Below are 21,691 nucleotides of genomic sequence, written 5' to 3'. Positions count from 1 at the left end.
GCGCTGTCAGAATGCCAGAATCTTAGCGTTTCGTGTGGATTGTTGTCACTATGAATTGGCTTTGCCGTCCGCCAGAATTTCTGTTCCATAACTTGGGGAGAAAAAATTGACGACACTGCTGACGACTTCGGACGTGGCGACCATCGTGGCCTTGCAGGGGCCGCGCAAGGCCTGCACCGACCTGCTGGACTATGTGCTGGCCGACTTTCTGCGATGGCAGGAATTCGACAAGTGCGCACGCGTAGCCAGCCATTCCTCCACCGGCGTCATCGAACTGATGCCCACCGCCGACAACGAGCTCTACAGCTTCAAGTTCGTCAACGGCCACCCCGATAACCCGCTGGCCGGCCTTTCCACCGTGATGGCTTTCGGCGCCCTGGCGCGGGTCAGCACCGGCGAACCGCTGCTGATCAGCGAGCTGACGCTGACGACCGCGCTGCGCACCGCCGTGACCTCCGCGCTGGCCGCGCGCGCCCTTGCCCGTCCCGATTCGCGCACCATGGCGCTTATCGGCAACGGCGCCCAGGCCGAGTTCCAGGCGCTGGCCTTTCACTACATTCTCGGCGTCGATACCCTGCACGTCTACGACGTGGATCAGGATGCGACCCGCAAGCTGGAAAGCAACCTGGCGTCCGTGCCGGGCTTGCGCATCGTGCGCTTTGACGACGCCGCCAGCGCCGTCAAGGGCGTGGACATCGTCACCACGGTCACGGCCGACAAGGCCTACGCCACCATCCTGACCGGCGACATGATCGAGCCGGGGATGCACATCAACGCGCTGGGCGGCGATTGCCCGGGCAAGACCGAACTGCATGCCGACGTGTTGCGGGCGGGTCCGGTGTTTGTGGAATATGAGCCGCAGACGCGGATCGAAGGCGACCTGCAGCAGATGCCGGCCGACTTCCCGGTCACCGAGCTGTGGCGCGTCCTGACGGGCCAGGCCGCGGGACGCCGGAGCGCGGGCGAAGTGACGATCTTCGATTCGGTGGGCTTTGCGCTGGAAGATTTTTCGGCCTTGCGCTGGTTGCGCGATTGCGCGGCCGCGCACGGCATCGGCACCCGCATCGAAGTGGCGCCGGCATTGCAGGACCCGAAGGATCTGTTCAATGTGGTGCGCACCGCCCAGACCGGTCGGCACGCCCTGGTTCAGAAATAGCCTTCCAGGCGCGATCCGCAAAAAAAACGTCCGGCCTGAAGGATCGGACGTTTTTTTTCTTCAAGGAAATGAAAGTTCCGGTTACATTGCCTTACGCGCAGAATTCCCTTGTAGCGCGCCGCCAGTGTGTCACCGGTCCCCATGTCACGTTTCAGAATAGCGGCTTTTGTCTTCATGATGTCGGCGTTGGGGTTCCTGGCGGGCGTGCTGGCCGGGCGCCAGATCGAGCTCAACCAGGTCGACGACAAGCTTGCCGGGCACAATTCCCGGCTGCTGGCCCACGCGCTGCGGGTATCCCACGAAAGCCAGCGGCTGATGGCCGCGGCGACGCACGCGGCCGCGCTGTGCTCGGAGTCGGATGTGGCCACCCTGCGGGTGCTGCTCTTCAATTCCACCTTCTTCAGGGATATCGGCCGCATCCAGGACGGCATGCTGATGTGCTCCGCGGCCTGGGGTGAACTGCCGGATGGGTATCAATTGCCCCCGGCGGCGTTCAGCCTGCGCGACGGCCTCCAGGTATGGGTGGGCGAGGCCAATATCGTGGACCGCCGGATCACCGGAGACATGGCGGCGTACGGCGACGTCGTGGTATTTGCCGCGCCGGGGGCCTTCGACGGTTTTCCGGAGCCGGGTTCCGGCATCGACGCCAAGCTCGTGACGCGCGACGGCGCTCACGTGTTCCGGCGCTTCGGCCGGACGCATGATTTGGAGCTGCCATCGCAAGACGGACGCTCCGGCGCCAGCCTGGCGTCCGAACGGCGGGCGTGGGCGTGTACGCCCGATACGGAACCGGACCTGTGCGTGGTGTCGCGTGTCAGGTCCGATGCCTGGTTCGGGCTGCCCGCGATGGTGCTGTCGGTGGTGGGCGCCTTGGCCCTGGCTTTTCTGGCGGGCCTGTGCGTCATGTGGCGCCTGCACGCCGGCAGCGCCAAGACCGAATTGCGCAAGGCCATTCTCGGTGGCGACATACAGGTCCATTACCAGCCCTTGCGCCAGCTTGCGACGCGCCGGCTGGCGGGCTTTGAAGCCCTGGCCCGCTGGCGGTCCCGCGGCGGCCAGGACGTGTCGCCCAGCATCTTCGTGCCGCTGGCCGAGGCGATGGGGCTGGGTCGCGACCTGTCGCGCCAGGTGACCTCGCAGGCCCTGCGCGACCTGCACGGCCGGTTGCGGGAGAATCCTGCGCTTTACGTCAGCATCAATGTGTCGGCGGCTGACCTGAAGGATGCGGAGTACAGGAATTTCCTGATGGACGCCGTCAGCGAACGGGGCCTGTCGCCCACCAACGTTGCGCTGGAAATCACCGAGGACACGCCCTTGTCCGATGGCCATGTCCTGGCTATGGTCAAGGTGCTGCGCGCCGCGGGGTTCAAGGTGTTCATCGACGATTTCGGCACCGGTCATTCAAACCTGAACTACCTGGCCGAAATGCAGGCCGACGCGATCAAGCTGGACCGCCGATTCACGCGCGCCATCGGCGCCGAAGAGGCCGGCGCGCTCATCATTGATCATGTCATTGATATCTCTCGCGAACTGCGCATCAGCCTGATCATCGAGGGCATAGAAACCGAGGAGCAGGCCCTGTACCTGCTGGCCCGCCAGCCCGCCGCCATTGGCCAGGGCTGGCTGCTGGGGCGGCCGGTGCCCATCGGCGATATCGCGCTGGATTAATGAAAATAAACCCTGTCGCTGCGTGGTTATTATTTTCCCGGCGCGGGCGACATAATGTGCAATAAATGGCCTGGTTTTGCACGGGTAGTATCCGCAATGCGATCATTAATATGAATCCCATTTAAAGATAGAATGCCTGCGTTATTTAACGGGTTAATTTGCTGTAATCGCCATGGGAAAAAATCAAGCGCTGATCGACAATCTGCTGAGAATCCTGCCTTATGTAGAGGACGAAGAGGCCGACGGCATGGGCATAGGCATGGGCATGTCGGAAATACGCGAAAAACTGGCGGCGCTGCAAAGGCCGGTTCCCGACGACAAGCAGATCCGGCGCACCTTGCTCAAGCTCGACAGCGTGGGCAGTTTCGGCGCCACGCGCGGCAAGCTCTGGTATCGCACCATTGAGCGCACCGATTTTCATATCCGGAACATGAATGCGCACATGGCGATGGCGATGTGCGCGCTCAAGGAGGTGGCGGACCGTCACCTGCCCACCGTCGTGCTGGATGACCTGTCGGCCACGTTCGAAGGAGCGCGCCGCTATCTGGAAGCGCACCACGCGCAACCCGCGATAGGCCCGGCGCATGAATGGTCCCGCAAGATCCTGCGCATCGACGGCACCCATCCCACCGTGCTGCCGAAGGTGTCGTCCGAGGTCTATCGGCAGGTCAGCGGTGCGCTGTACTACAACCGCAAACTGTCGTTTCGCAACACGCCGTTCGGCGAGAAGACGCCGGGGGAACGCCTTTATGTGATGACGCCCCTGGCGCTGGTGGACCGGGCCGGCGTGCTGTACATGGTGGCATGGGGCGCGCGCCTGCCGGGCAGGCGCTTCCTGTTCCGCATGGACCGGCTGTCCGAGGTCCTGATGTTGGACGAAGGGGCGGATCCGGATCCCTCTTTCGATCTGGAGGAATATGTGCGGCGCGAGGAAGCCTTGAATTTCCATCCTGGCGACGAAACCCGCATCAAGCTGTTTGCCGCGGAACCCCTGGCCGAGGACGGCCGGCGGCGGCGCCACCCGCTGCGCGAGTTCTGGCTGTCGGCGGACCAGAGCGTCCAGGAGGGCGAGGAGGGTTTTATCCTGACGGCCACCGTCCGGCCGTCCGTGATGCTGTGGCAGCTGCTGCACGGGCACGCTTCCTCTATCGAAGTGCTGGAGCCCGAGGACATCCGGGAACGCTTCGTGGAAGAGGCGCGGCAGCTTGCCCGGCGCTATCTGTAGCGTGGCGGCGACGGGCTTATTCTCCCGGCCATGCGCGGGTCAGCAGCATGGGCAGGACTTTCGCGGCGGCTCCCTTGACGTTGTGGCTGGCCACCCGGTCCAGCGCGGTCGGATTCGGGTTGATCTGGACGAGTTCGGCGCCGTTCGCCATGGCCTCGTAGCACAGCTCGGCGGCGGCCGGCGTCAGGCAGGACGTGCCGACCGCCATCAGCAGGTCGGCGTTGGCCACCAGCCCCTTGGCGATGCGCCAGACGTCGGGCATCGGCGGCTCCCCATGCCAAAGCCTGCCGGGCCGCACCAGGCCGCCGCAGATGCGGCATGAGGGGGGCGGCGGCAGCGGATCCCGCCTCGAAGCCTTGACGGGAGCGGTGGCCAGCGTGTGAGGCACCCCGCAGGCGGAACACCATGGCTGGTCCAGTCTGCCCTGCATATGCAGGATGCGCGGACTGCCCGCGCGCTCGTGCAGCGTATCGCCATTCTGCGTCACCACGAACGTGTCGGGCACCCGGGAGGCAAGCGTCGCGATGGCGCGGTGCGCAGCATTGGGCGCCGCCAGCAGCATCCGGCGCCGCCGTTCCTCGTGCCAGGCCCATACCAGCGCGGGATCCCGCAGGAATCCGTCTTCGGAGGCAAGCGCCTCTGCGTCGAAATGGGCCCACAGGCCGCGCAAGCCATCGCGGCTCACGGGCAGCCGGCTGCCCGGATTCAGGCCCGATCCCGTCAGCACGACGATATTGCGGGCGGCGCGCACCGAGTGCAGCAGCGAGTCGGGCAAATGCAGTTTGCGCGGCTTCATGCGCACCGCCGGAAAATAGGCAATTGCTGATTCTGCTTCCGGCGGCGCGATGCATTCAGATTGATATTGAGCCGCCCGGCGCCAGTGCGCTGGGTGTTTTCAAAATCGCGTGTACCGCTGTTAAACAAACCAGGCATGTCTGTTCCATTTGCTGAATCAGACTGCATTTTGAAACTGTATTCGGACAAAACCGGGTTGAATAACCAGAAAACCGCTTTGGAGGCTGCCCGGAGATTCGCCCAGATAATGTCCGAATCATTCAGTAGTGCGATATGCCACGCCTGGGGCAAACCAGGCGTGGCGGCCGCGAGGTCGCCGGCGGAAAGCCCGGCGACCTGGCGGCGGCACGCGATCTGCGCTGGTGGAATCAGCCGCGTCTGGGCGCGTCGGCGGGCGGCGTGCCCTCGTGGAACAGGGATTTCAGCTGTGTGCGCAGTTCGGGCGAGTCACTGTGCTTGTGTACCGCCGTCGCGTGTTGGACGGCGGCTTCCAGCAGTTCGTCGTCCGAGTCGGCGGACAGGGCCACCGAACAGTTCATCTCGCTGGGATATTCGCGGCAATCGATGTATTTGCGTGTCATGTGGTTCTCCCTGCGCATGCCCGGAGGGGGCTTTGCGTGATTGAACATCCGACGCGCAGCGCGGAATGCACCGGCCGCGACGGCGCGTCGCGGCCGGTGATAGACAAAGTATAGGTCCGCCCGGCCCGGCACAGGCCACTCGATTAGTGGGGTCCGGCCCCACTGGCGCCATGCTCGTCCGGGGGGCGGCTATGCGAGACCGGGTGTCCCAGCAGATAGCCCTGGAAGTGGGAGCAGCCTTCCGCGGTCAGGCGTTCCAGCTGCTCGGGCGTTTCCACGCCTTCCGCCGTCGTAGGGATATCCAGGCTGCGGCCGATGCCGTTGATGGCGCGGATGATGGCCAGCGCCTCCCTGCTGGATTCGACGTCCTGCGTGAACGACATGTCGATCTTGATCTTGTCGAACTCGAACGTGCGCAGATAGCCCAGCGACGAGTAGCCCGTCCCGAAATCGTCCAGCGCCACTTTGACGCCCAGGTCCTTCAAGCGGCGCAGCGTCATGAGATTGCCAGCCGAGTTGGAGAGCAGCACGGATTCGGTGATTTCCAGTTCCAGCCGGTGGGCGGGCAGGCCGGACTTGGCCAGCGCGGACTCCACCAGCGACACCAGCGCGCCATTGGTGAACTGGCAGGCCGACAGGTTCACCGCCACCGTCTCGTGGTCGTCCCAGCGCATGGCTTCCGCGCAGGCTTCATGCAGGGTGAAGGCGCCCAGCTCATGGATCAGCCCGGTTTCCTCGGCAATGGGAATGAAGTCCTGGGGCAGGATCAGGCCCTTTTGCGGGTGCTGCCAGCGCATCAGCGCCTCCCGGCCCACGATGCGGACATGGCTGACGTCCATGATCGGCTGGTAGTACAGCTCCAGCTGCTGCGAGAGGATGGCCTGGCGCAGGTCCATTTCCACCTCGTGGCGCTTGAGCGCGGCGGTTTCCATCTCCGGCTTGAAGAAGGCCAGGCAATTCCGGCCGTTGCGCTTGGCCTCGTACAGCGCCATGTCGGCATAGCGCAACAGGTGGTCGGCCGAGAGATCCTGCTCGTCCGTCAGCGCAATGCCGATGCTTGCGCTGATGGGCACGGTGTGGCCGTCGATCTCGAAGGGCTGCCGCACGGCGTCGATCAGGCGCTCCGCCATCTTGCGCACATCGTCCTGTTCGGCAATGTTGGGCAGCACCACCGCGAACTCGTCTCCGCCCAGCCGCGCCAGCGTGTCCTGCTCGCGCAGGTGCCTGGGCAGGCGCTTGGCCAGCAGGCGCAGCAGCTCATCGCCGGATTGATGGCCCAAGGTATCGTTGACGCTCTTGAAATTGTCCAGGTCCAGGCACAGCACCGCCGTGGCGCGTTCGCGGCTTCTGCCGCCCAAGGCCTTGAGCAGCCGGTCACGGAACAGCCTGCGGTTGGGCATGCCCGTCAGTGTGTCGTGGTGCGCCATGTAGCGAACCTGAGCGTGCGCGGCGTTTTCGTCCGTGACGTCGTCGGCGATGAGCAGCACATAGCGCGACCGCGGGTCGGCGCTATGGAACGCCAGCGTCTTGGTGCGCAGGGTGCGCATGCCGCGCGCCGTCGCCAGCTCTTCTTCCTCTTCGCGCATGGCGCCGTCCGAGCGCAGGGCATCGTTCGTCAGGCGGTCGAAGAACTCGCAGACGGCGCCAGGCAGGCATTGCTGTGCGGTCTTGCCCTGCAAGCCGTCGGGGCTGCCGCCGAATGTGCTCTCGGCCTGGCGGTTGGCAAGGAGGAACTGGCGCGACAAGGAATCCAGCACCAGCACGCAGGAGGGTATGTGCGACACCACGGCCTGCAGGAAGCTCGACATCGACGTCAATTCGCCGTTGTAGTGTTCAGCCAGCTGCTTGGCTTTCAACAGCTGCTGCTCGCGCTCGCGGCGTTCGGTGTTGTCGCGCGTGATCTTGGCGTAGCCGATCAGCGCGCCGTCATCGTCGTGGATGGCATCGATGACGACGTGGGCCCAGAACAGCGTGCCGTCCTTGCGCACGCGCCAGCCCTCGGCCTCGAAGCGGCCGTGCTGGCGGGCGGTGGACAAGCCATGCTGGGGCAGGCCGGCGGCCTGGTCTTCGTCGCAGTAGAAGCACGAGAAATGCCGGCCGACGATCTCTTCGGCCGCGTAGCCCTTGGCGCGCTGCGCCCCGGCGTTCCAGTTGGCGACGGTGCCGTCCGGGTCGAGCATATAGATGGCGTAGTCGACGACTCCCTGCACGAGGTGCCGGTACATGACGTCGGAATTGGCGATGATCATTGGATGCGGCGGGCATGGGCGCCAGCCGCCTCGCGGCGACGCGCGAGCGCGTGTTCTGCCCTTTGAAAGACTTGGAGGGATATACGGATTTACGTCGTGAACATCGCAATATTTACCGCGCCGCCAAGAAAAACACCAATCTATCGAATCTTGTCATGCGAAGTCATTTAGTTGCATGCGGCGCCCAGGGAGGGCGCCGCGATCAGAACGTGACGCGCTGCTTCAAGGCCTTCGCGATCATCGCGATATCGATGTCCTTGCCGGGGTTCTTGAGGCAGAAGTCGTACAGCACCGCGACGTAGGCGTTGCCCAGGAGTTTGGTGATGGCGCCGGCCGTCGTGGCGGCGATGGTGCCGCCCACGGCGCTGCCCGCGCCGGGGATGAACTTCAGCAGGCTCGACACCACCGAACGGCCGATCAGCGTGGCGGCGGATGCGCCCAGGGTGGACGTGACCAGGGTGGTGATGGCGGTGGTGTCCAGTTCCATCCCGAAGGTGATACCGATCTTGGCGATCATGCCCACCTGAATCGGCACCAGCGCAAAGGCGTCGGAGAACGGGATGGGCGCGGCGGCGGCCGACGCGGCCAGGCCGGCGGCGACATTCACCTCGATCTCAGCCCGCTTTTTTTTTACTTCCAGGGCCTTCTTGTTGCGGGTGGACAGCGCATTCGCATAGGCCCTCTGCTGCGCCTCGGGGATATGCTCCGCCGTCACCTCGATCAGCTTGTCCAGCCCCATCGGCGGCAGTTCGGCGTCCAGCTCCTCTATCCATTCGGGCAGCGCGCGCACGGCGACGACCTGCTTGGCGCGTGGCAGCAGTTTGCGGGCCTCTTCCACGAAGGGGCTGTTCTTGCGCGCCTTGGTCAGCACCACGACGACGGGGATGCCGGCGTTGGCCAGCATGTCGCACAGTTCGATCTCGGCGTCCTCGACCCGGTGGCTGCTGTCCTGGATGCAGAGCCAGGCCACATGCAGGTGCTTTTCCTGGTCGTCCGACGCCGAGCGTTCCAGGATCAGGTCCGCCAGCTGCCTGCGCGAGCGCTCGTAGTCGCCGACTTCAAGGCCCCGCGTGTCGATGATGGTCAGGGGATGGCCCGGCTTGGTGAATTCCTGGGTCGATTGGGTAACGGGCTTGCCCGAGCCGGTCCGGGCCAGTTCACCGCGGAACACGGCGTTGATGAGCGTGCTCTTGCCGACGCCTGTCTTGCCGGCGATCAGTATGTTCACGCGGCCGGCGCCGCGGGTCGCGGTGCTGATGGCGTCCGCGATGGCGTCCTGCAAGGCGGGGTGGTCGGGGCGGAGTGCGCTCATCTGATGGCCGTGGAATGCAATGGGGGATGCGGGAACGATATCAGAACCTCGCGAATCGCTGCCGCTGCCCGGGCGCCAGGCGCATTTCCCTGCCTGGTTGAGGACTTCTTTGGCGCAAAACGTAATCGACGGAGCCAGGCGGCACGGCGGGGCGCTGGCAGCGCCGGGGGGGCGGATGGCGGGACGCCGGAGCGCGTTTGGGGTGCTTTTCGGTCCTGGCTGTGCTGTTTTTTCCGCAATGTGAAAGTCAGCCGCCCCACGGGTGTCGCACGGGTATTTAGGGGCGCATGGCCCTGCCCTTCAAAGCGTTACATCTCAAGAGTTTCTCTCGCTTTTGCGCCAGAGCGCCTGCGTAGAATCGGTCGCTCGTAAGGCTTGCCGCGGTACCCGCGCAACTGTTCATGACTCATTTTGCGCTCGTCCCCCGCTTGTTGCGTTCGCGCCCGTTGACCAAGGGCCTGCGCTATCTATACCGCTATACGCAGCCCAGGGAGCGTCGGCACAACGAGACGCTGTGGCCTTTCGTGAAGGTCCGCCGCGACGAAAGAGACCGGCTTGTGGGCTGCGATATGCAAGGCGTGCGGGGCCCGGCAACGATCCCGCTGGATCAGTTGCCGCGCGGCATCGGCGGCGATGCGCACCTGATCCTGAGCGGGCCGTCCGTGGCGCAGATCGACTACGCGCGATGCGCCCTGGGCGCGGTCATGGGGGTCAATGGCTCCATCGCCCTGCGCGACAAGCATCCCACGCTGCGCTTTGATTACTACGCAATGCTGGATGCGGGCTTCGTCAAGCGCCGCCGCGACCTGGTGGCCGAGGTGCTGGCGCAGGACCTCTTGCTGTTCGTGACGCCAGAGGTGTACCGCTGGATTGCCTTGCTGTTCGACAACCGGACCATCCGCTGCCGCATCGCACTGTTCGAGGAAGTCCACCAGCGCGCCTTGCAGCCGCGCGCCCGGCCCGACGAGCTTGAGGCCCAGCTGGGCGCGGATCCGGAGCTGATCCTGTTTGATGCGCGGCACCCCATGCATGCGCATGGCTTCAGCCTGAATCCGACGCGAGGCCTGTTCGGCGGCGGTACGGTCGCCTACACGTCCCTGCAGTTTCTGGCCTGGCTGGGCGCAAGGACGGTCTACATGCATGGCCTGGACCTGACGGCCACCGCGGGGCCCCGCTTCTATGAGAACGCGGACTCGCAATTGCCCACCGCGCTGGACCGGCAGTTTTCCGGGCATATCGAACCCGCGTTCCGGCGGGCAGGCAGGCTGCTCGGCGAGCGTGGCGTCAAGGTCTACAACCTTTCGCTGCTCAGCAGGCTGGGCGACGACGTGTTCGAGAAACGCCATTGGAGCTGTCTGCTGGACGCTTCCCCGCAATCGCTAACAAACGCCAAACGATGAAGATTCTCTACACCAATTTCCACAAGGGCGACGGCGGCGGTCACACGACTTATGTGATGTCGCTGGCGCGCATCCTGTGCCAGAAGTCGCAGGTCACGGTCGCCGCGCCGCGCAACAGCCGGCTGCTGGCCGAGGCTGAAGCGCTGCCCGGCCTGCGTGCCATCGACCTGGAGTTCAAGGGGCGCCCGCTAGAGCAACTGAGCGCATTGCGCCGCCTGCGCGCCTTGCTGCGCAAGGAGCGCTTCGACGTCATCCATGTCAATGGCTCGGCGGACCATCGTTTGTGCATGCTGGCGACGATGGGCATGGGCGCCAGGCGTCCCTTCATCGTCTACACGCAACACAACGACCGCGCCGCCAACAGCCTGGGCGTGCGGGTACGGGCCAAATGGGGCACCAATCGCGTCATCTGCGTCTGCAGCCACACCTTCCGCCGCATGAAGCAGTCGGTATTCCGGAATGAAGACCTGCGCGTGGTGCACAACGGCGTGGACACCGACAAGTGCCGGCCCGCCAACCAGGGCGAATCGGCGCGCGCCCGCGCCCGCTTCCTGCCGCCGGCCATGCGGGGCCGCCTGGTGGTCGGCAGCAATGCCGGCACCGCGGACTACAAGAACTGGATCGACATGGTGACGGCGGTTTCGCTGCTGCCCGCGGCGCAGCGGGAACAGATCGTGATCCTGATCGCCGGCAAGCTGCCGGGGGAAGAAAAGCTGCGGCAGGTTGCCGCGCTGGGCATGTCGGACCAGGTGGTGTTCACGGGGCTGCTGGACAACGTCGCACCCTTGCTGGCCGCGCTGGACGTGGGCTTCGTGCTGTCGTCGCGGCTGGAGACGATTTCGTTCGCCTGCCGCGAGATGATGGCCGCGGGCAAGCCCGTCATCGTCACCACGGTGGGGGGGCTGACCGAAAACGTCACCGAAGGCCGCAATGGCTGGATCGTGCCGCCCGAATCCGCCGATAGCGTGGCCCAGACCTTGTCCGAGATCCTGCAGAACCGCGGCATCCTGGACGCCATGGGCGTGGATGCGCGCGGCACGGCCTTGAAGGAGTTCTCGCTGGCGACTTTTGTCGGCAACACCGAGCGCGTCTACCGCGAGAACGCCTTTCCCTAGTAGTGGATCACCGTGCGGATCGACTTGCCTTCATGCATCAGGTCGAAGGCTTCGTTGATGCGGTCCAGCGGCAGCGTATGCGTGACGAACGGATCGAGGTCGATCTTGCCGCTCATCGCGTCCTCCACCATGCCCGGAAGCTGGGTGCGGCCCTTGACGCCGCCGAAGGCCGAGCCGCGCCACACGCGGCCCGTGACCAGCTGGAACGGGCGGGTGCTGATTTCCTGTCCCGCGCCGGCCACGCCGATGATGATGCTCTCGCCCCAGCCCTTGTGGCAGCATTCGAGCGCGGCGCGCATCACATGGACGTTGCCGATGCACTCGAACGAGAAATCCACGCCGCCGTCGGTGAGCTCGACGATGACTTCCTGGATGGGCTTGTCGTAGTCCTTGGGGTTGATGCAGTCGGTGGCGCCCATGGCGCTGGCCAGCACGAACTTGTTGGGGTTCGTGTCCACGGCGATGATGCGGCCCGCCTTGGCCTGCACCGCGCCCTGGATGACGGCCAGCCCGATGCCGCCCAGCCCGAACACGGCCACCGTATCGCCTTCCTTGACCTTGGCGGTGTTGTGGACGGCGCCCAGGCCGGTGGTGACGCCGCAGCCCAGCAGGCACACCTTCTCATGCGGGGCGGCCGGGTTGATCTTGGCCAGCGAGATCTCGTTGACGACCGTGTACTCGCTGAACGTCGAGCAGCCCATGTAGTGATAGAGCGGCTTGCCTTCGTAGCTGAAGCGCGAGGTGCCGTCGGGCATGACGCCCTTGCCTTGCGTGGCACGCACCTTCTGGCACAGGTTGGTCTTGCCGGACAGGCAGAACTTGCACTCGCGGCATTCGGCCGTGTAGAGCGGGATGACGTGGTCGCCGGGCTTGAGCGAGGTCACGCCTTCGCCCACTTCCACCACCACGCCGGCGCCTTCGTGGCCCAGCACCGCGGGGAACAGGCCCTCGGGGTCGTCGCCGCTCAGCGTGAAGGCGTCCGTGTGGCAGACACCGGTGTGCGTGATCTGCACCAGGACCTCGCCGCGCTGCGGGGGCGCGACGTCGATCTCAACGATTTCCAGCGGCTTGCCGGGTCCGAATGCGACTGCTGCGCGTGATTTCATAGCGTTGCTCCACGAAGGTCAGATGGGTTATTTCAAATAGGAACGGACGATGCGCATCAAGTCATCGATCTGCGATTCGGGTTCGATCCTGGGGCCTGGCGGACCGCCTTGAGCGGATTGCAGGAATGTTTCCCGGAGGTGGCTTTCCAGCACCTCGGCCATCAGGCCATTGGTGGCGCCGCGCAAGGCGGCCAGCTGCTGCAGCAGCGCGCCGCATTCCGTGCCTTCGTTGACCGCGCGCTCCAATGCTAACGCCTGCCCCTGGATGCGGCGCAAACGGGTGACAACGCGTTTCTTTTCTTCCGGGGAGTGCGGCACGGCAGGCTCCGATTAGATACAGGGGGGGAGTATACGGAATTCGGACAGGCGCGTCCAGGGCGCGCCGCACAGGCGCATGCCATCGACATACATCTGTACCTGTCTATACTGCGCCCTATAATTCGGCCGTAGCTCAGCCGCCCATTACAGGACATCCCCGTGGCCACTTCCCCGCCCAGATTGCCGCTCCAGGTCAATGCCGCGCCCGCCCCGCTCTACGCGCAGGTCAAGCAGATGATCGCGCAGCAGATCCGCAGCGGCGCCTGGCCCGCCCATTACCGCGTACCCTCCGAAACCGAGTTGGTCGACGAGCTGGGCTTCAGCCGCATGACCATCAACCGCGCCTTGCGCGAGCTGACCTCCGAGGGCCTGCTGGTGCGCATGCAGGGCGTGGGCACCTTTGTCGCCCAGCCGAAGGCGCGCTCGGCGTTGTTCGCCGTCAACAACATCGCCGACGAGATCGCGGGGCGCAACCACCGCCACCACAGCCGCGTGCTGCGGCTGGCCGAGGAACCGGCGGGCAGCGAGCAGGCGCAGGCGCTGGACATCCGCGCGGGCCAGCCGGTGTTCCACTCGGTCATCGTCCACTACGAGGACGATGTGCCGATCCAGCTGGAAGACCGCTACGTCAACGTGCAGCTGGCGCCGGACTACCTCAAGCAGGATTTCACGCAGGGCACCCCCTACGAATACCTGACGCGCGTGGCCCCGCTGACCGAAGGCGAGCACGTCGTCGAGGCCATCCTGGCCAAGCCGCGCGAGTGCCAGCTGTTGCAAATAGAACGCGGCGAGCCCTGCCTGCTGATCCGGCGGCGCACCTGGTCGGGCGAACGCGCCGTGACCCTGGCGCGCCTGATCCATCCGGGGTCCCGTCATCGCCTCGAAGGCAAGTTTTCGACATGAATCATTCCGACGTGCGGCTGTACCGGGCCGCGGACTACCCGCGCATGCCGTGGCGCAATGGCGGCGGCACCACGCAGGAGGTCGCCTGCAACCCTGGCGGCAGCTCCGCCGCGTTCGACTGGCGGCTGTCGCTGGCCGATGTCGGCCAGGACGGGGCATTTTCCGCCTTCACGGGCTATCAGCGCATCATCACCGTGCTGGAAGGCCAGGGCATCGAGCTGACCGTGGACGGGCGCCGGCAGGCGCCATTGGGGCCGCGCGCGGCGTACGCATTTTCCGGTGATGCGCGGGTGGATTGCCGCCTGCTCGACGGCCCGATCCGCGATTTCAACCTGATCTATGCGCCTGCGCGCCACCACGCCCGGCTGCAATGGGTGTCGGGTCCGGGCCCGTGGGTTTTCCACAGCAGCGCCCGCAGCGTGCTGGTCCTGAATGCCGGCGGCGCCATGTCGCTGGGCCTGGACGACGCCGAGCATCCGCTGCCGTCGCGCTACGACTGCCTGCATGTCGAAGGGCAGGACCGCCTGGCCCGATACCGCCTGAGCGCGGCAGGCGAGCTCGACGCCTGCGTGATCGAACTGCTGCCGCGCTCGGCCTGAGCCTCACGCTCTACGGGAAATCCCCAGGGAGAATATTCGTCATCCGAGCTTGTATATACAAGCATAGGCATCCTATGATTCGGGCAGTGGCGGCGCCTGCGAACGGAGCGCGGCCGAACCGATCAGGGAGCATGCCTTGGAAAAATCAAAGCGTTACCGCGATGTCGAAATCCGCGCCCCGCGCGGCAATCAGCTGACGGCCAAGAGCTGGCTGACCGAAGCGCCACTGCGCATGCTGATGAACAACCTGGACCCGGACGTGGCCGAAAACCCCAAGGAGCTGGTGGTGTACGGCGGCATCGGCCGCGCCGCGCGCGACTGGGATTGCTACGACCAGATCGTCGCGTCGCTCAAGGAACTGAACGACGACGAAACACTGCTGGTGCAGTCGGGCAAGCCGGTGGGCGTGTTCAAGACCCACGCCAACGCGCCGCGCGTGCTGATCGCCAATTCCAACCTGGTGCCGCACTGGGCCACCTGGGAACACTTCAACGAACTGGATGCCCGCGGCCTGGCGATGTACGGCCAGATGACGGCAGGCAGCTGGATCTACATCGGCAGCCAGGGCATCGTGCAGGGCACCTACGAGACCTTCGTCGAAGCCGGCCGCCAGCACTACGACGGCAGGCTGGCGGGCCGCTGGGTGCTGACGGCGGGCCTGGGCGGCATGGGGGGCGCGCAGCCGCTGGCCGCCACCCTGGCCGGCGCGTGCTCGCTGAACATCGAATGCCAGCAGAGCAGCATCGACTTCCGCCTGCGCACGCGCTACGTCGACGAACAGGCGCGTGACCTCGACGATGCGCTGGCGCGCATCGCCCGCTACACGCAGGAAGGCCGGGCGGTCTCCGTGGCGCTGTGCGGCAATGCCGCCGAGATCCTGCCGGAACTCGTGCGCCGCGACGTGCGCCCCGACATGGTCACGGACCAGACCAGCGCGCATGATCCGCTTAACGGCTATCTGCCGGCCGGCTGGACCTGGAGCGAGTACCGCGAGCGCGCCCGGAGCGAACCCGCCGCGGTCATCAAGGCGGCCAAGCAGTCGATGGCCGTGCATGTGCGGGCCATGCTGGCCTTCAAGCGCAAGGGCGTGCCCACCTTCGACTACGGCAACAACATCCGCCAGATGGCCAAGGACGAAGGCGTGGCCGACGCATTCGATTTTCCGGGCTTCGTGCCGGCCTACATCCGGCCGCTGTTCTGCCGCGGCGTGGGTCCCTTCCGCTGGGCCGCGCTGTCGGGCGATCCCCAGGATATCTACAAGACCGACGCGAAGGTCAAGGAATTGATCCCCGACGACGCCCACCTCCACCGCTGGCTGGACATGGCCCGCGAGCGCATCAGCTTCCAGGGTTTGCCGGCGCGCATCTGCTGGGTGGGGCTGGGACAGCGCGCCAGGCTGGGCCTGGCGTTCAACGAAATGGTCCGCAGCGGCGAGCTGGCCGCGCCCGTCGTCATTGGCCGCGACCACCTGGACTCCGGGTCGGTCGCCAGCCCCAACCGCGAGACCGAATCCATGCGCGACGGCTCCGACGCCGTGTCAGACTGGCCGCTGCTGAACGCCTTGCTGAACACCGCCGGCGGCGCGACCTGGGTGTCGCTGCATCATGGCGGAGGCGTGGGCATGGGCTTCTCGCAGCATGCCGGCATGGTGATCGTGTGCGATGGCACCGACGCGGCCGCCGAGCGCATCGCCCGCGTGCTGACCAACGATCCGGGCACGGGCGTCATGCGCCATGCGGATGCCGGCTATGAGCTCGCCATCGAGTGCGCGCGCGAGCAAGGCTTGAACCTGCCCATGATCACCGCCAAGCGCTGAGCCTGCGCAATCCGGCCCTGGAGATAAATAATGGAATTGCACCTGAAACCCGGCCACATGACGCTCGGCGACCTGCGGCGCATCTACCGGGAGCCCGTCCGCGTGATCCTCGATCCCGGCGCCTCGGACGCCATCGACGCCAGCGTGGCGACGGTCGAGCGCATCGTTGCCGAGGGGCGCACGGTTTATGGGGTCAACACGGGATTCGGGTTGCTGGCGTCGACCCGGATTGCGCGCGAGGACCTGGAGGCCCTGCAGCGCTCGCTGGTGCGGTCGCATGCGGCCGGCGTGGGCGAACCACTGGACGACGCCATGGTCCGGCTCATCATGGTGCTCAAGATCAACAGCCTGGCGCGCGGCTATTCGGGAATACGCCGCAAGGTGATAGACGGGCTGATCGGGCTGGTGAACGCCGGCGTCTATCCGCATATTCCGCTCAAGGGGTCGGTGGGCGCGTCGGGCGACCTGGCGCCGCTGGCGCACATGTCGCTGGTACTGCTGGGCGAGAGCCGCGCACGCCATCAGGGCGAATGGCTGCCGGCCCGGGCAGCGCTGGCCCGCGCGGGCCTGGAGCCCCTGACCCTGGCCGCCAAGGAAGGACTGGCGTTGCTGAACGGCACGCAAGTGTCCACGGCGTATGCGCTGCGCGGCTTGTTCGAGGCCGAGGACCTGCTGGCCGCGGCGCTGGTTTGCGGCAGCCTCAGCGTGGAAGCCATGCTGGGCTCGCGGGTCCCCTTTGACGCGCGCATCCATGCGGCGCGCGGCCAGCCCGGACAGATCGCCGTGGCCGCCGTCTACCGCGATCTTCTGGGCCCGGACAGCGAGGTGGGCCATTCCCATGCGGACTGCGACAAGGTCCAGGATCCTTACTCGCTGCGCTGCCAGCCGCAGGTCATGGGCGCCTGCCTGACGCAGATCCGCCATGCCGCGGAGGTGCTGCGGATCGAATCCAACGCCGTGTCCGACAACCCGCTGGTGTTCGTGGAGCAGGGCGATGTGATATCGGGCGGGAACTTTCACGCCGAGCCGGTGGCGCTGGTGGCCGACAACCTGGCGCTGGCCCTGGCCGAGATCGGCGCCTTGTCCGAGCGCCGCATCGCGCTGATGATGGACAAGCACATGTCGCAGCTGCCGCCCTTCCTGGTCAGCAACGGCGGCGTCAATTCGGGCTTCATGATCGCGCAGGTGACGGCGGCGGCGCTGGCCAGCGACAACAAGGCGCTGGCGCACCCCGCCAGCGTCGACAGCATGCCTACCTCCGCCAACCAGGAAGACCATGTGTCGATGGCGCCGAACGCCGGCAAGCGGCTCTGGCCCATGGCCGAGAACGTGCGCGATATCCTGGCGATCGAATGGCTGGGCGCATGCCAGGGCCTGGACTTCCGCGAAGGCCTGAAGTCCTCGCCCAAGCTGGAGCAGGCGCGCGCGCTGCTGCGCGAGCATGTGGCGCACTACGAGAACGACCGGTTCTTCGCGCCGGACATCGCCGAGGCCAGCGGCCTGATCGCGGCGCAGGCGCTCAACCGCCTGATGCCGGCGGGCTTATTGCCGAGCCTGTGATGGCCACCCTCTGGCGCAACTGTCATGCCGCGACGATGGCGCGCGGCGAATATTCCGCAATCGAGCGCGCCGCCATCGTGACGCGCGGCGACCGCATCGAATGGATAGGCCCGGAGGCGGCGCTGCCGCCCATGGAGGCAGCTCATGTCCATGACCTGGGCGGCGCCTGGGTCACGCCCGGCCTGATCGATTGCCACACGCACCTGGTGTTTGGCGGCAACCGCAGCCAGGAATTCGAACAGCGGCTGCAGGGCGTGGACTATGCCCGCATCGCGGCGCAAGGCGGCGGCATCGCCAGCACCGTGCGCGCGACGCGGGCCGCCACCGAGGACGAGCTCTACGCCAGCGCCCGCCGGCGGGCGCTGCATCTGCTGCGCGACGGCGTGACCACGCTGGAGGTCAAGTCCGGCTATGGGCTGGACCTGCCCAACGAGCGCAAGATGCTCAGGGTGGCGCGGCGGCTGGGCCACACCCTGCCCCTGACCGTGCGCGCGACCTGCCTGGCCGCGCACGCGCTGCCGCCGGAGTTCGCGGGGCGCGCCGATGAATACATCGACGAAGTCGTGCGGCGCATGTTGCCGGTGCTGGCGGCCGAAGGCCTGGTGGATGCCGTGGATGCGTTCTGCGAGCACCTTGCGTTTTCTCCGGCGCAGGTCGAGCGGGTGTTCCAGGCCGCGGTTCAGTTGGGCTTGCCGGTCAAGCTCCATGCCGAGCAGCTGTCGTCCCTGCATGGCGCCGCCCTGGCGGCGCGCTATGGGGCCTTGTCGGCCGATCACCTGGAATACCTGACCGAAAGCGATGTGCAGGCCATGGCCGCGGCGGGCACCGTGGCGGTGCTGTTGCCGGGCGCCTTCTACGCCCTGCGCGAAACCCGGCTGCCGCCGCTGGATCTGCTGCGCCGCCATGGCGTTCCCATGGCCATCTCCAGCGACCTGAACCCGGGAACCTCGCCCGCGCTGTCCCTGCGCCTGATGTTGAGCATGGCTTGCACCTTGTTCCGCATGACGCCCCAGGAGGCGCTGGCGGGCGCGACGACGCATGCGGCCCGCGCGCTAGGCCTGCAGGCCACGCACGGCGTCCTGGAGGCTGGCAGGGTGGCGGACTTCGTGGCGTGGGAGGTGGAGCATCCCTCCGAACTGGCCTACTGGATCGGCGGGGACCTCCCCAAGCAGGTGATCCGGCACGGTGCGCGCATCAGCCTCTCCGCCCTGGATTGAAACGCGGCGGATCCGGACAGGATCGCGCCCGCCACGGACTTGCCGGGGCGCCGGCGCCCTATTCCCGCCGCGGGCGCATTACGATGCCCCTTCCTGGCGCCTGTCGTGGGCGTCGATTGCCGTGAATGCGAGGAGGGACGTATGCGGATCTGCATGATGGAAGGGCCGGTCGACCTGGCGCCGGAAGGCGCCACCTGGGAGGGCATTGCCGATAGGATCGGCGAGCTGGCGCCTGACCTGCTGGTCACCAACGAGATGCCCTTCGGACGGTGGCTGGCGGCCTTCCCCTCCTATGATGCGGCCCTGGCGGCCGAATCGGTCCGGGTGCACGAGGCCGGCCTCGAGGCCCTGGTGGCGCTGAACGTGCCTGCCATCGTGTCGTCCCGCCCCGTGCCCGCGGGCGCGCGGCTGGCCAATGAGGCCTACGCCCTGCAGGGCGGGCGCTATACCCCGCTGCATCAGAAGCAGTACTTCCCGGAAGAGCCGGGGTTCTTCGAAGCGACCTGGTTCCATTGCGCGATGGACGGTTTCGAGGTCTTCGAAGTGGGCGGCATCCGCCTGGGCGTGCAACTGTGCACCGAGCTGATGTTCAACGAACGCGCGCGCCGCTATGGGCGCGACGGGGCCGAGCTGATCGTGGTGCCGCGCGCCAGCGGCGCATCCGCAAACCGCTGGCTGACGGCGGGCGCCATGGCCGCGCTCGTGTCCGGATGCTATGTGGTCAGTTCGAACCGCGCCGGGCGCACGGCGCAGGGGCAGGTGTTTGGCGGCCTGGCGTTTGCATTCCAGCCCGATGGCGAGCCGCTGGCGCAATCCAGCGACTCGGAGTCCATCGTCACGATCGAGGTGGATCCGGCCCGGTCGCGGGCCCAGCAGGCGCTGTACCCGTGCTACGTGCGGGAGTAGCCGGAATCGCGCCCGCTTCGGGCATCAGGCAGCCAGGGCAACCTGCCGGCGGTCCTGAATCAGCGGGGGCAGGCGGAAGGCGCTGACCGCGCCTTGCAGCCGCTGCGCCTGCGCCTCCAGCGAGGACGCGGCGGCGGCCGCCTCTTCGACCAGCGCCGCGTTCTGCTGCGTCACCTGGTCCATCTGGTTGACCGCGGTGTTGACCTGATCGATGCCCGTGACCTGTTCGTGCGAGGCCGTGGCAATGTCGTTCACCAGCAGCGTGAGGCGTTCGATGGTGGCCAGTATTTCCTCCATCGTGCGGCCCGCGGTCTCGACCTGCGCGGAGCCGGCCTGCACCGTGGCGCCGGAGGTATTGAGCAGCTGCTTGATCTCCTTGGCGGCGCCGGCGCTGCGTTGCGCCAGCGAACGGACTTCGGCGGCCACCACGGCGAAACCCTTGCCTTCTTCGCCCGCCCTGGCGGCCTCCACCGCTGCGTTCAGCGCCAGGATGTTCGTCTGGAACGCGATGCCGTCGATGACGCCGACGATATCCTCGATGCGTCCGGAGTCCTGGGCGATCTCGCGCATGGTGTTGACCGCGGCCTGCACCGCCTCGCCGCCGCGCTGGACCACCTCGGATGCCGTGGCCGCCATCTGGTTGGCCATCCGGGCGTTTTCCGCGTTGCTGGTCACGGTGGACAGCAGCTGTTCCATGCTGGCGGCGGTTTCCTCGAGCGAAGCCGCCTGCTGCTCGGTGCGGCTGGACAGATCCTGGTTGCCGGCGGCGATTTCGCTGGAGCCCGTGTTGATTTCGGCCACGCCGTCGCGCACCGCATGCACGGTGCGCACCAGGCTGGCCTGCATCTCCTGCAGATAGGGAATGATCTGGCCCACGCAGTTCTTGCCGAAGGGGGCGATCGGCGTGGTCAGGTCGCCGTCGGCGATGCGGCGGAAATGGCCCCGGACCAGGTCCAGCGGACGCTTCAGGAAATACACCACGTAGCGGTCGCCCAGCACCAGCAGCAGCAGGCAGATGCCCAGCACCACGCCCATGCCGGTGTAGGCCTGGCGGCGCTTGGCGTCGGCGTCCGTCCAGAGCTGGGTTTCGCGTTCCTTGGCGTAGGCTTCATAGTTCTCGATGCTCTTGCCGAAGCTGCGGCTGGCCGTGACGACGGGGCCCGCCGCATGCGCGCGCGCCTTGTCGACGGCTCCGGCTTCCAGATGCTGGCGCTGCACGGTAATGCCGTCGACCAGCGCATCGAAACCGGACCGCATGGGATCGAGGATGGCCGGCGGGGCGTCCTGGCGGGCCAGTTCGATAAACAAGGCCTGCTGCTTTCTGGCCTCGGCGAGCGCGGCATCGATGCTGCGTCCCTCTTCGGCCGTCTTGTCCTTCTGGCCTTCGCTGGCATATTCCAGCTGGCGCGACAGGCGCAGCCGGGCGCGCATGATCTGGTCATTGACCCGCGACAGGGCGGAGACTTCGTGCAGGAGTTCGTTGCTGGCCGCGAGCGCTTCGCCGGCGCTGCGCAACCCGTTGACGCTGATGGCCGAGAGGCCGGCGATCAAGGCGCTGATCGTGAGCAACGTGCCCAGGATCATGCGACGGATGGTGATGTCTTTCAGAAACTGTGTCATGCGCGTCGTCCTAATATGCAGCGAGTGTGCATATGGACAACGGCCCGGCTGGAATGATTATTTAGCCGATGTTGCACATCTTACGAATATGTCTGTCTGGCGGTCGAATATATCGACATGAACGGCAACAGTGTTGCGTATTTGT

19 protein-coding genes are annotated in these 21,691 nt (G+C 66.3%); 11 read left to right on the top strand and 8 right to left on the bottom strand.

What is annotated here, in order from left to right; all coding sequences use genetic code 11:
* Positions 1–106: 106 nt before the first annotated feature.
* Positions 107–1,156, top strand: coding sequence for an ornithine cyclodeaminase (locus HLG70_RS20385; RefSeq protein ID WP_171666501.1), 1,050 nt, complete (start codon positions 107–109; stop codon positions 1,154–1,156).
* Here HLG70_RS20385 and HLG70_RS20380 read toward each other — a convergent pair.
* The gene (locus tag HLG70_RS20380) at positions 1,147–1,332 is read right to left on the bottom strand and encodes a hypothetical protein (protein ID WP_171666503.1); all 186 of its coding nucleotides are present in this window, start codon (positions 1,330–1,332) and stop codon (positions 1,147–1,149) included. The two genes, HLG70_RS20385 and HLG70_RS20380, sit on opposite strands and share 10 nt — an antisense overlap.
* Between HLG70_RS20380 and HLG70_RS20375 the strand changes: the two genes are divergently transcribed.
* Both HLG70_RS20375 and HLG70_RS20370 read left to right on the top strand, forming a co-directional pair.
* A complete protein-coding gene (locus tag HLG70_RS20375; protein ID WP_171666505.1) occupies positions 1,331–2,824 on the top strand; it encodes an EAL domain-containing protein in 1,494 nt (497 codons plus the stop codon). The genes HLG70_RS20380 and HLG70_RS20375 overlap by 2 nt on opposite strands.
* 172 nt (positions 2,825–2,996) lie before the next feature.
* The gene (locus tag HLG70_RS20370) at positions 2,997–4,049 is read left to right on the top strand and encodes a helix-turn-helix transcriptional regulator (protein WP_171666507.1); all 1,053 of its coding nucleotides are present in this window, start codon (positions 2,997–2,999) and stop codon (positions 4,047–4,049) included.
* A gap of 16 nt (positions 4,050–4,065) precedes the next feature.
* Here HLG70_RS20370 and HLG70_RS20365 read toward each other — a convergent pair whose 3' ends face one another.
* The 4 genes from HLG70_RS20365 to HLG70_RS20350 form a co-directional block, all read right to left on the bottom strand.
* Positions 4,066–4,845: a Sir2 family NAD-dependent protein deacetylase gene (locus tag HLG70_RS20365; protein ID WP_171666509.1), complete on the bottom strand. Its 780-nt coding sequence runs from the start codon at positions 4,843–4,845 to the stop codon at positions 4,066–4,068.
* 367 nt (positions 4,846–5,212) lie between these two features.
* A complete protein-coding gene (locus HLG70_RS20360) occupies positions 5,213–5,425 on the bottom strand; it encodes a DUF1059 domain-containing protein (RefSeq protein ID WP_171666511.1) in 213 nt (70 codons plus the stop codon).
* A 143-nt stretch (positions 5,426–5,568) separates the two neighbouring features.
* Positions 5,569–7,674: a putative bifunctional diguanylate cyclase/phosphodiesterase gene (locus HLG70_RS20355; protein ID WP_171666513.1), complete on the bottom strand. Its 2,106-nt coding sequence runs from the start codon at positions 7,672–7,674 to the stop codon at positions 5,569–5,571.
* Between the two features lie 202 nt (positions 7,675–7,876).
* The gene (locus tag HLG70_RS20350) at positions 7,877–8,986 is read right to left on the bottom strand and encodes a YcjF family protein (protein WP_171666515.1); all 1,110 of its coding nucleotides are present in this window, start codon (positions 8,984–8,986) and stop codon (positions 7,877–7,879) included.
* Between the two features lie 401 nt (positions 8,987–9,387).
* On the opposite strand from HLG70_RS20350, the gene HLG70_RS20345 reads away from it, so the two are divergent.
* On the top strand, positions 9,388–10,386 hold the full coding sequence (locus tag HLG70_RS20345) for a hypothetical protein (protein WP_171666517.1): 999 nt from the start codon (positions 9,388–9,390) through the stop codon (positions 10,384–10,386).
* Entirely contained in the window at positions 10,383–11,501 is a 1,119-nt protein-coding gene (locus HLG70_RS20340; protein WP_171666519.1) for a glycosyltransferase, read from the top strand. The genes HLG70_RS20345 and HLG70_RS20340 overlap by 4 nt, the downstream gene beginning before the upstream one ends.
* On the opposite strand, the gene HLG70_RS20335 is transcribed toward HLG70_RS20340, so the two are convergent.
* Together HLG70_RS20335 and HLG70_RS20330 are read right to left on the bottom strand one after the other, a co-directional pair.
* Positions 11,498–12,607 carry an S-(hydroxymethyl)glutathione dehydrogenase/class III alcohol dehydrogenase gene (locus tag HLG70_RS20335; protein WP_008164710.1) on the bottom strand — a complete coding sequence of 370 codons (1,110 nt, stop codon included), beginning with the start codon at positions 12,605–12,607 and terminating at the stop codon, positions 11,498–11,500. The genes HLG70_RS20340 and HLG70_RS20335 overlap by 4 nt on opposite strands.
* Before the next feature lie 27 nt (positions 12,608–12,634).
* A complete protein-coding gene (locus HLG70_RS20330) occupies positions 12,635–12,925 on the bottom strand; it encodes a metal-sensing transcriptional repressor (protein WP_171666521.1) in 291 nt (96 codons plus the stop codon).
* 159 nt (positions 12,926–13,084) lie between these two features.
* Here HLG70_RS20330 and hutC point away from each other — a divergent pair, with 159 nt between their 5' ends.
* From hutC to HLG70_RS20300, 6 genes are all read left to right on the top strand, one after another.
* A complete protein-coding gene (hutC, locus tag HLG70_RS20325) occupies positions 13,085–13,828 on the top strand; it encodes a histidine utilization repressor (RefSeq protein ID WP_171666523.1) in 744 nt (247 codons plus the stop codon).
* Positions 13,825–14,427, top strand: a complete 603-nt coding sequence (locus HLG70_RS20320; protein WP_171666525.1) for a HutD/Ves family protein — start codon at positions 13,825–13,827, stop codon at positions 14,425–14,427. Before hutC ends, HLG70_RS20320 begins: the two co-directional genes overlap by 4 nt.
* 136 nt (positions 14,428–14,563) lie before the next feature.
* Positions 14,564–16,243: a urocanate hydratase gene (gene hutU, locus HLG70_RS20315; RefSeq protein WP_171666527.1), complete on the top strand. Its 1,680-nt coding sequence runs from the start codon at positions 14,564–14,566 to the stop codon at positions 16,241–16,243.
* Positions 16,244–16,273: 30 nt separating this feature from the next.
* Positions 16,274–17,803: a histidine ammonia-lyase gene (hutH, locus tag HLG70_RS20310; RefSeq protein WP_171666529.1), complete on the top strand. Its 1,530-nt coding sequence runs from the start codon at positions 16,274–16,276 to the stop codon at positions 17,801–17,803.
* Entirely contained in the window at positions 17,803–19,020 is a 1,218-nt protein-coding gene (hutI, locus tag HLG70_RS20305) for an imidazolonepropionase (RefSeq protein WP_171666531.1), read from the top strand. The genes hutH and hutI overlap by 1 nt, the downstream gene beginning before the upstream one ends.
* 141 nt (positions 19,021–19,161) lie before the next feature.
* A complete protein-coding gene (locus HLG70_RS20300) occupies positions 19,162–19,926 on the top strand; it encodes a carbon-nitrogen hydrolase family protein (protein ID WP_171666533.1) in 765 nt (254 codons plus the stop codon).
* A gap of 24 nt (positions 19,927–19,950) precedes the next feature.
* Here HLG70_RS20300 and HLG70_RS20295 read toward each other — a convergent pair whose 3' ends face one another.
* Positions 19,951–21,546 (bottom strand): methyl-accepting chemotaxis protein, encoded by a 1,596-nt coding sequence (locus HLG70_RS20295; protein ID WP_171666535.1) that lies wholly within the window; start codon positions 21,544–21,546, stop codon positions 19,951–19,953.
* Positions 21,547–21,691 lie beyond the last annotated feature (145 nt).

This window comes from Achromobacter deleyi, from assembly GCF_013116765.2.
Lineage (GTDB): Bacteria > Pseudomonadota > Gammaproteobacteria > Burkholderiales > Burkholderiaceae_B > Achromobacter > Achromobacter deleyi_A.
This window is presented reverse-complemented; position numbering and strand designations above follow the sequence as displayed.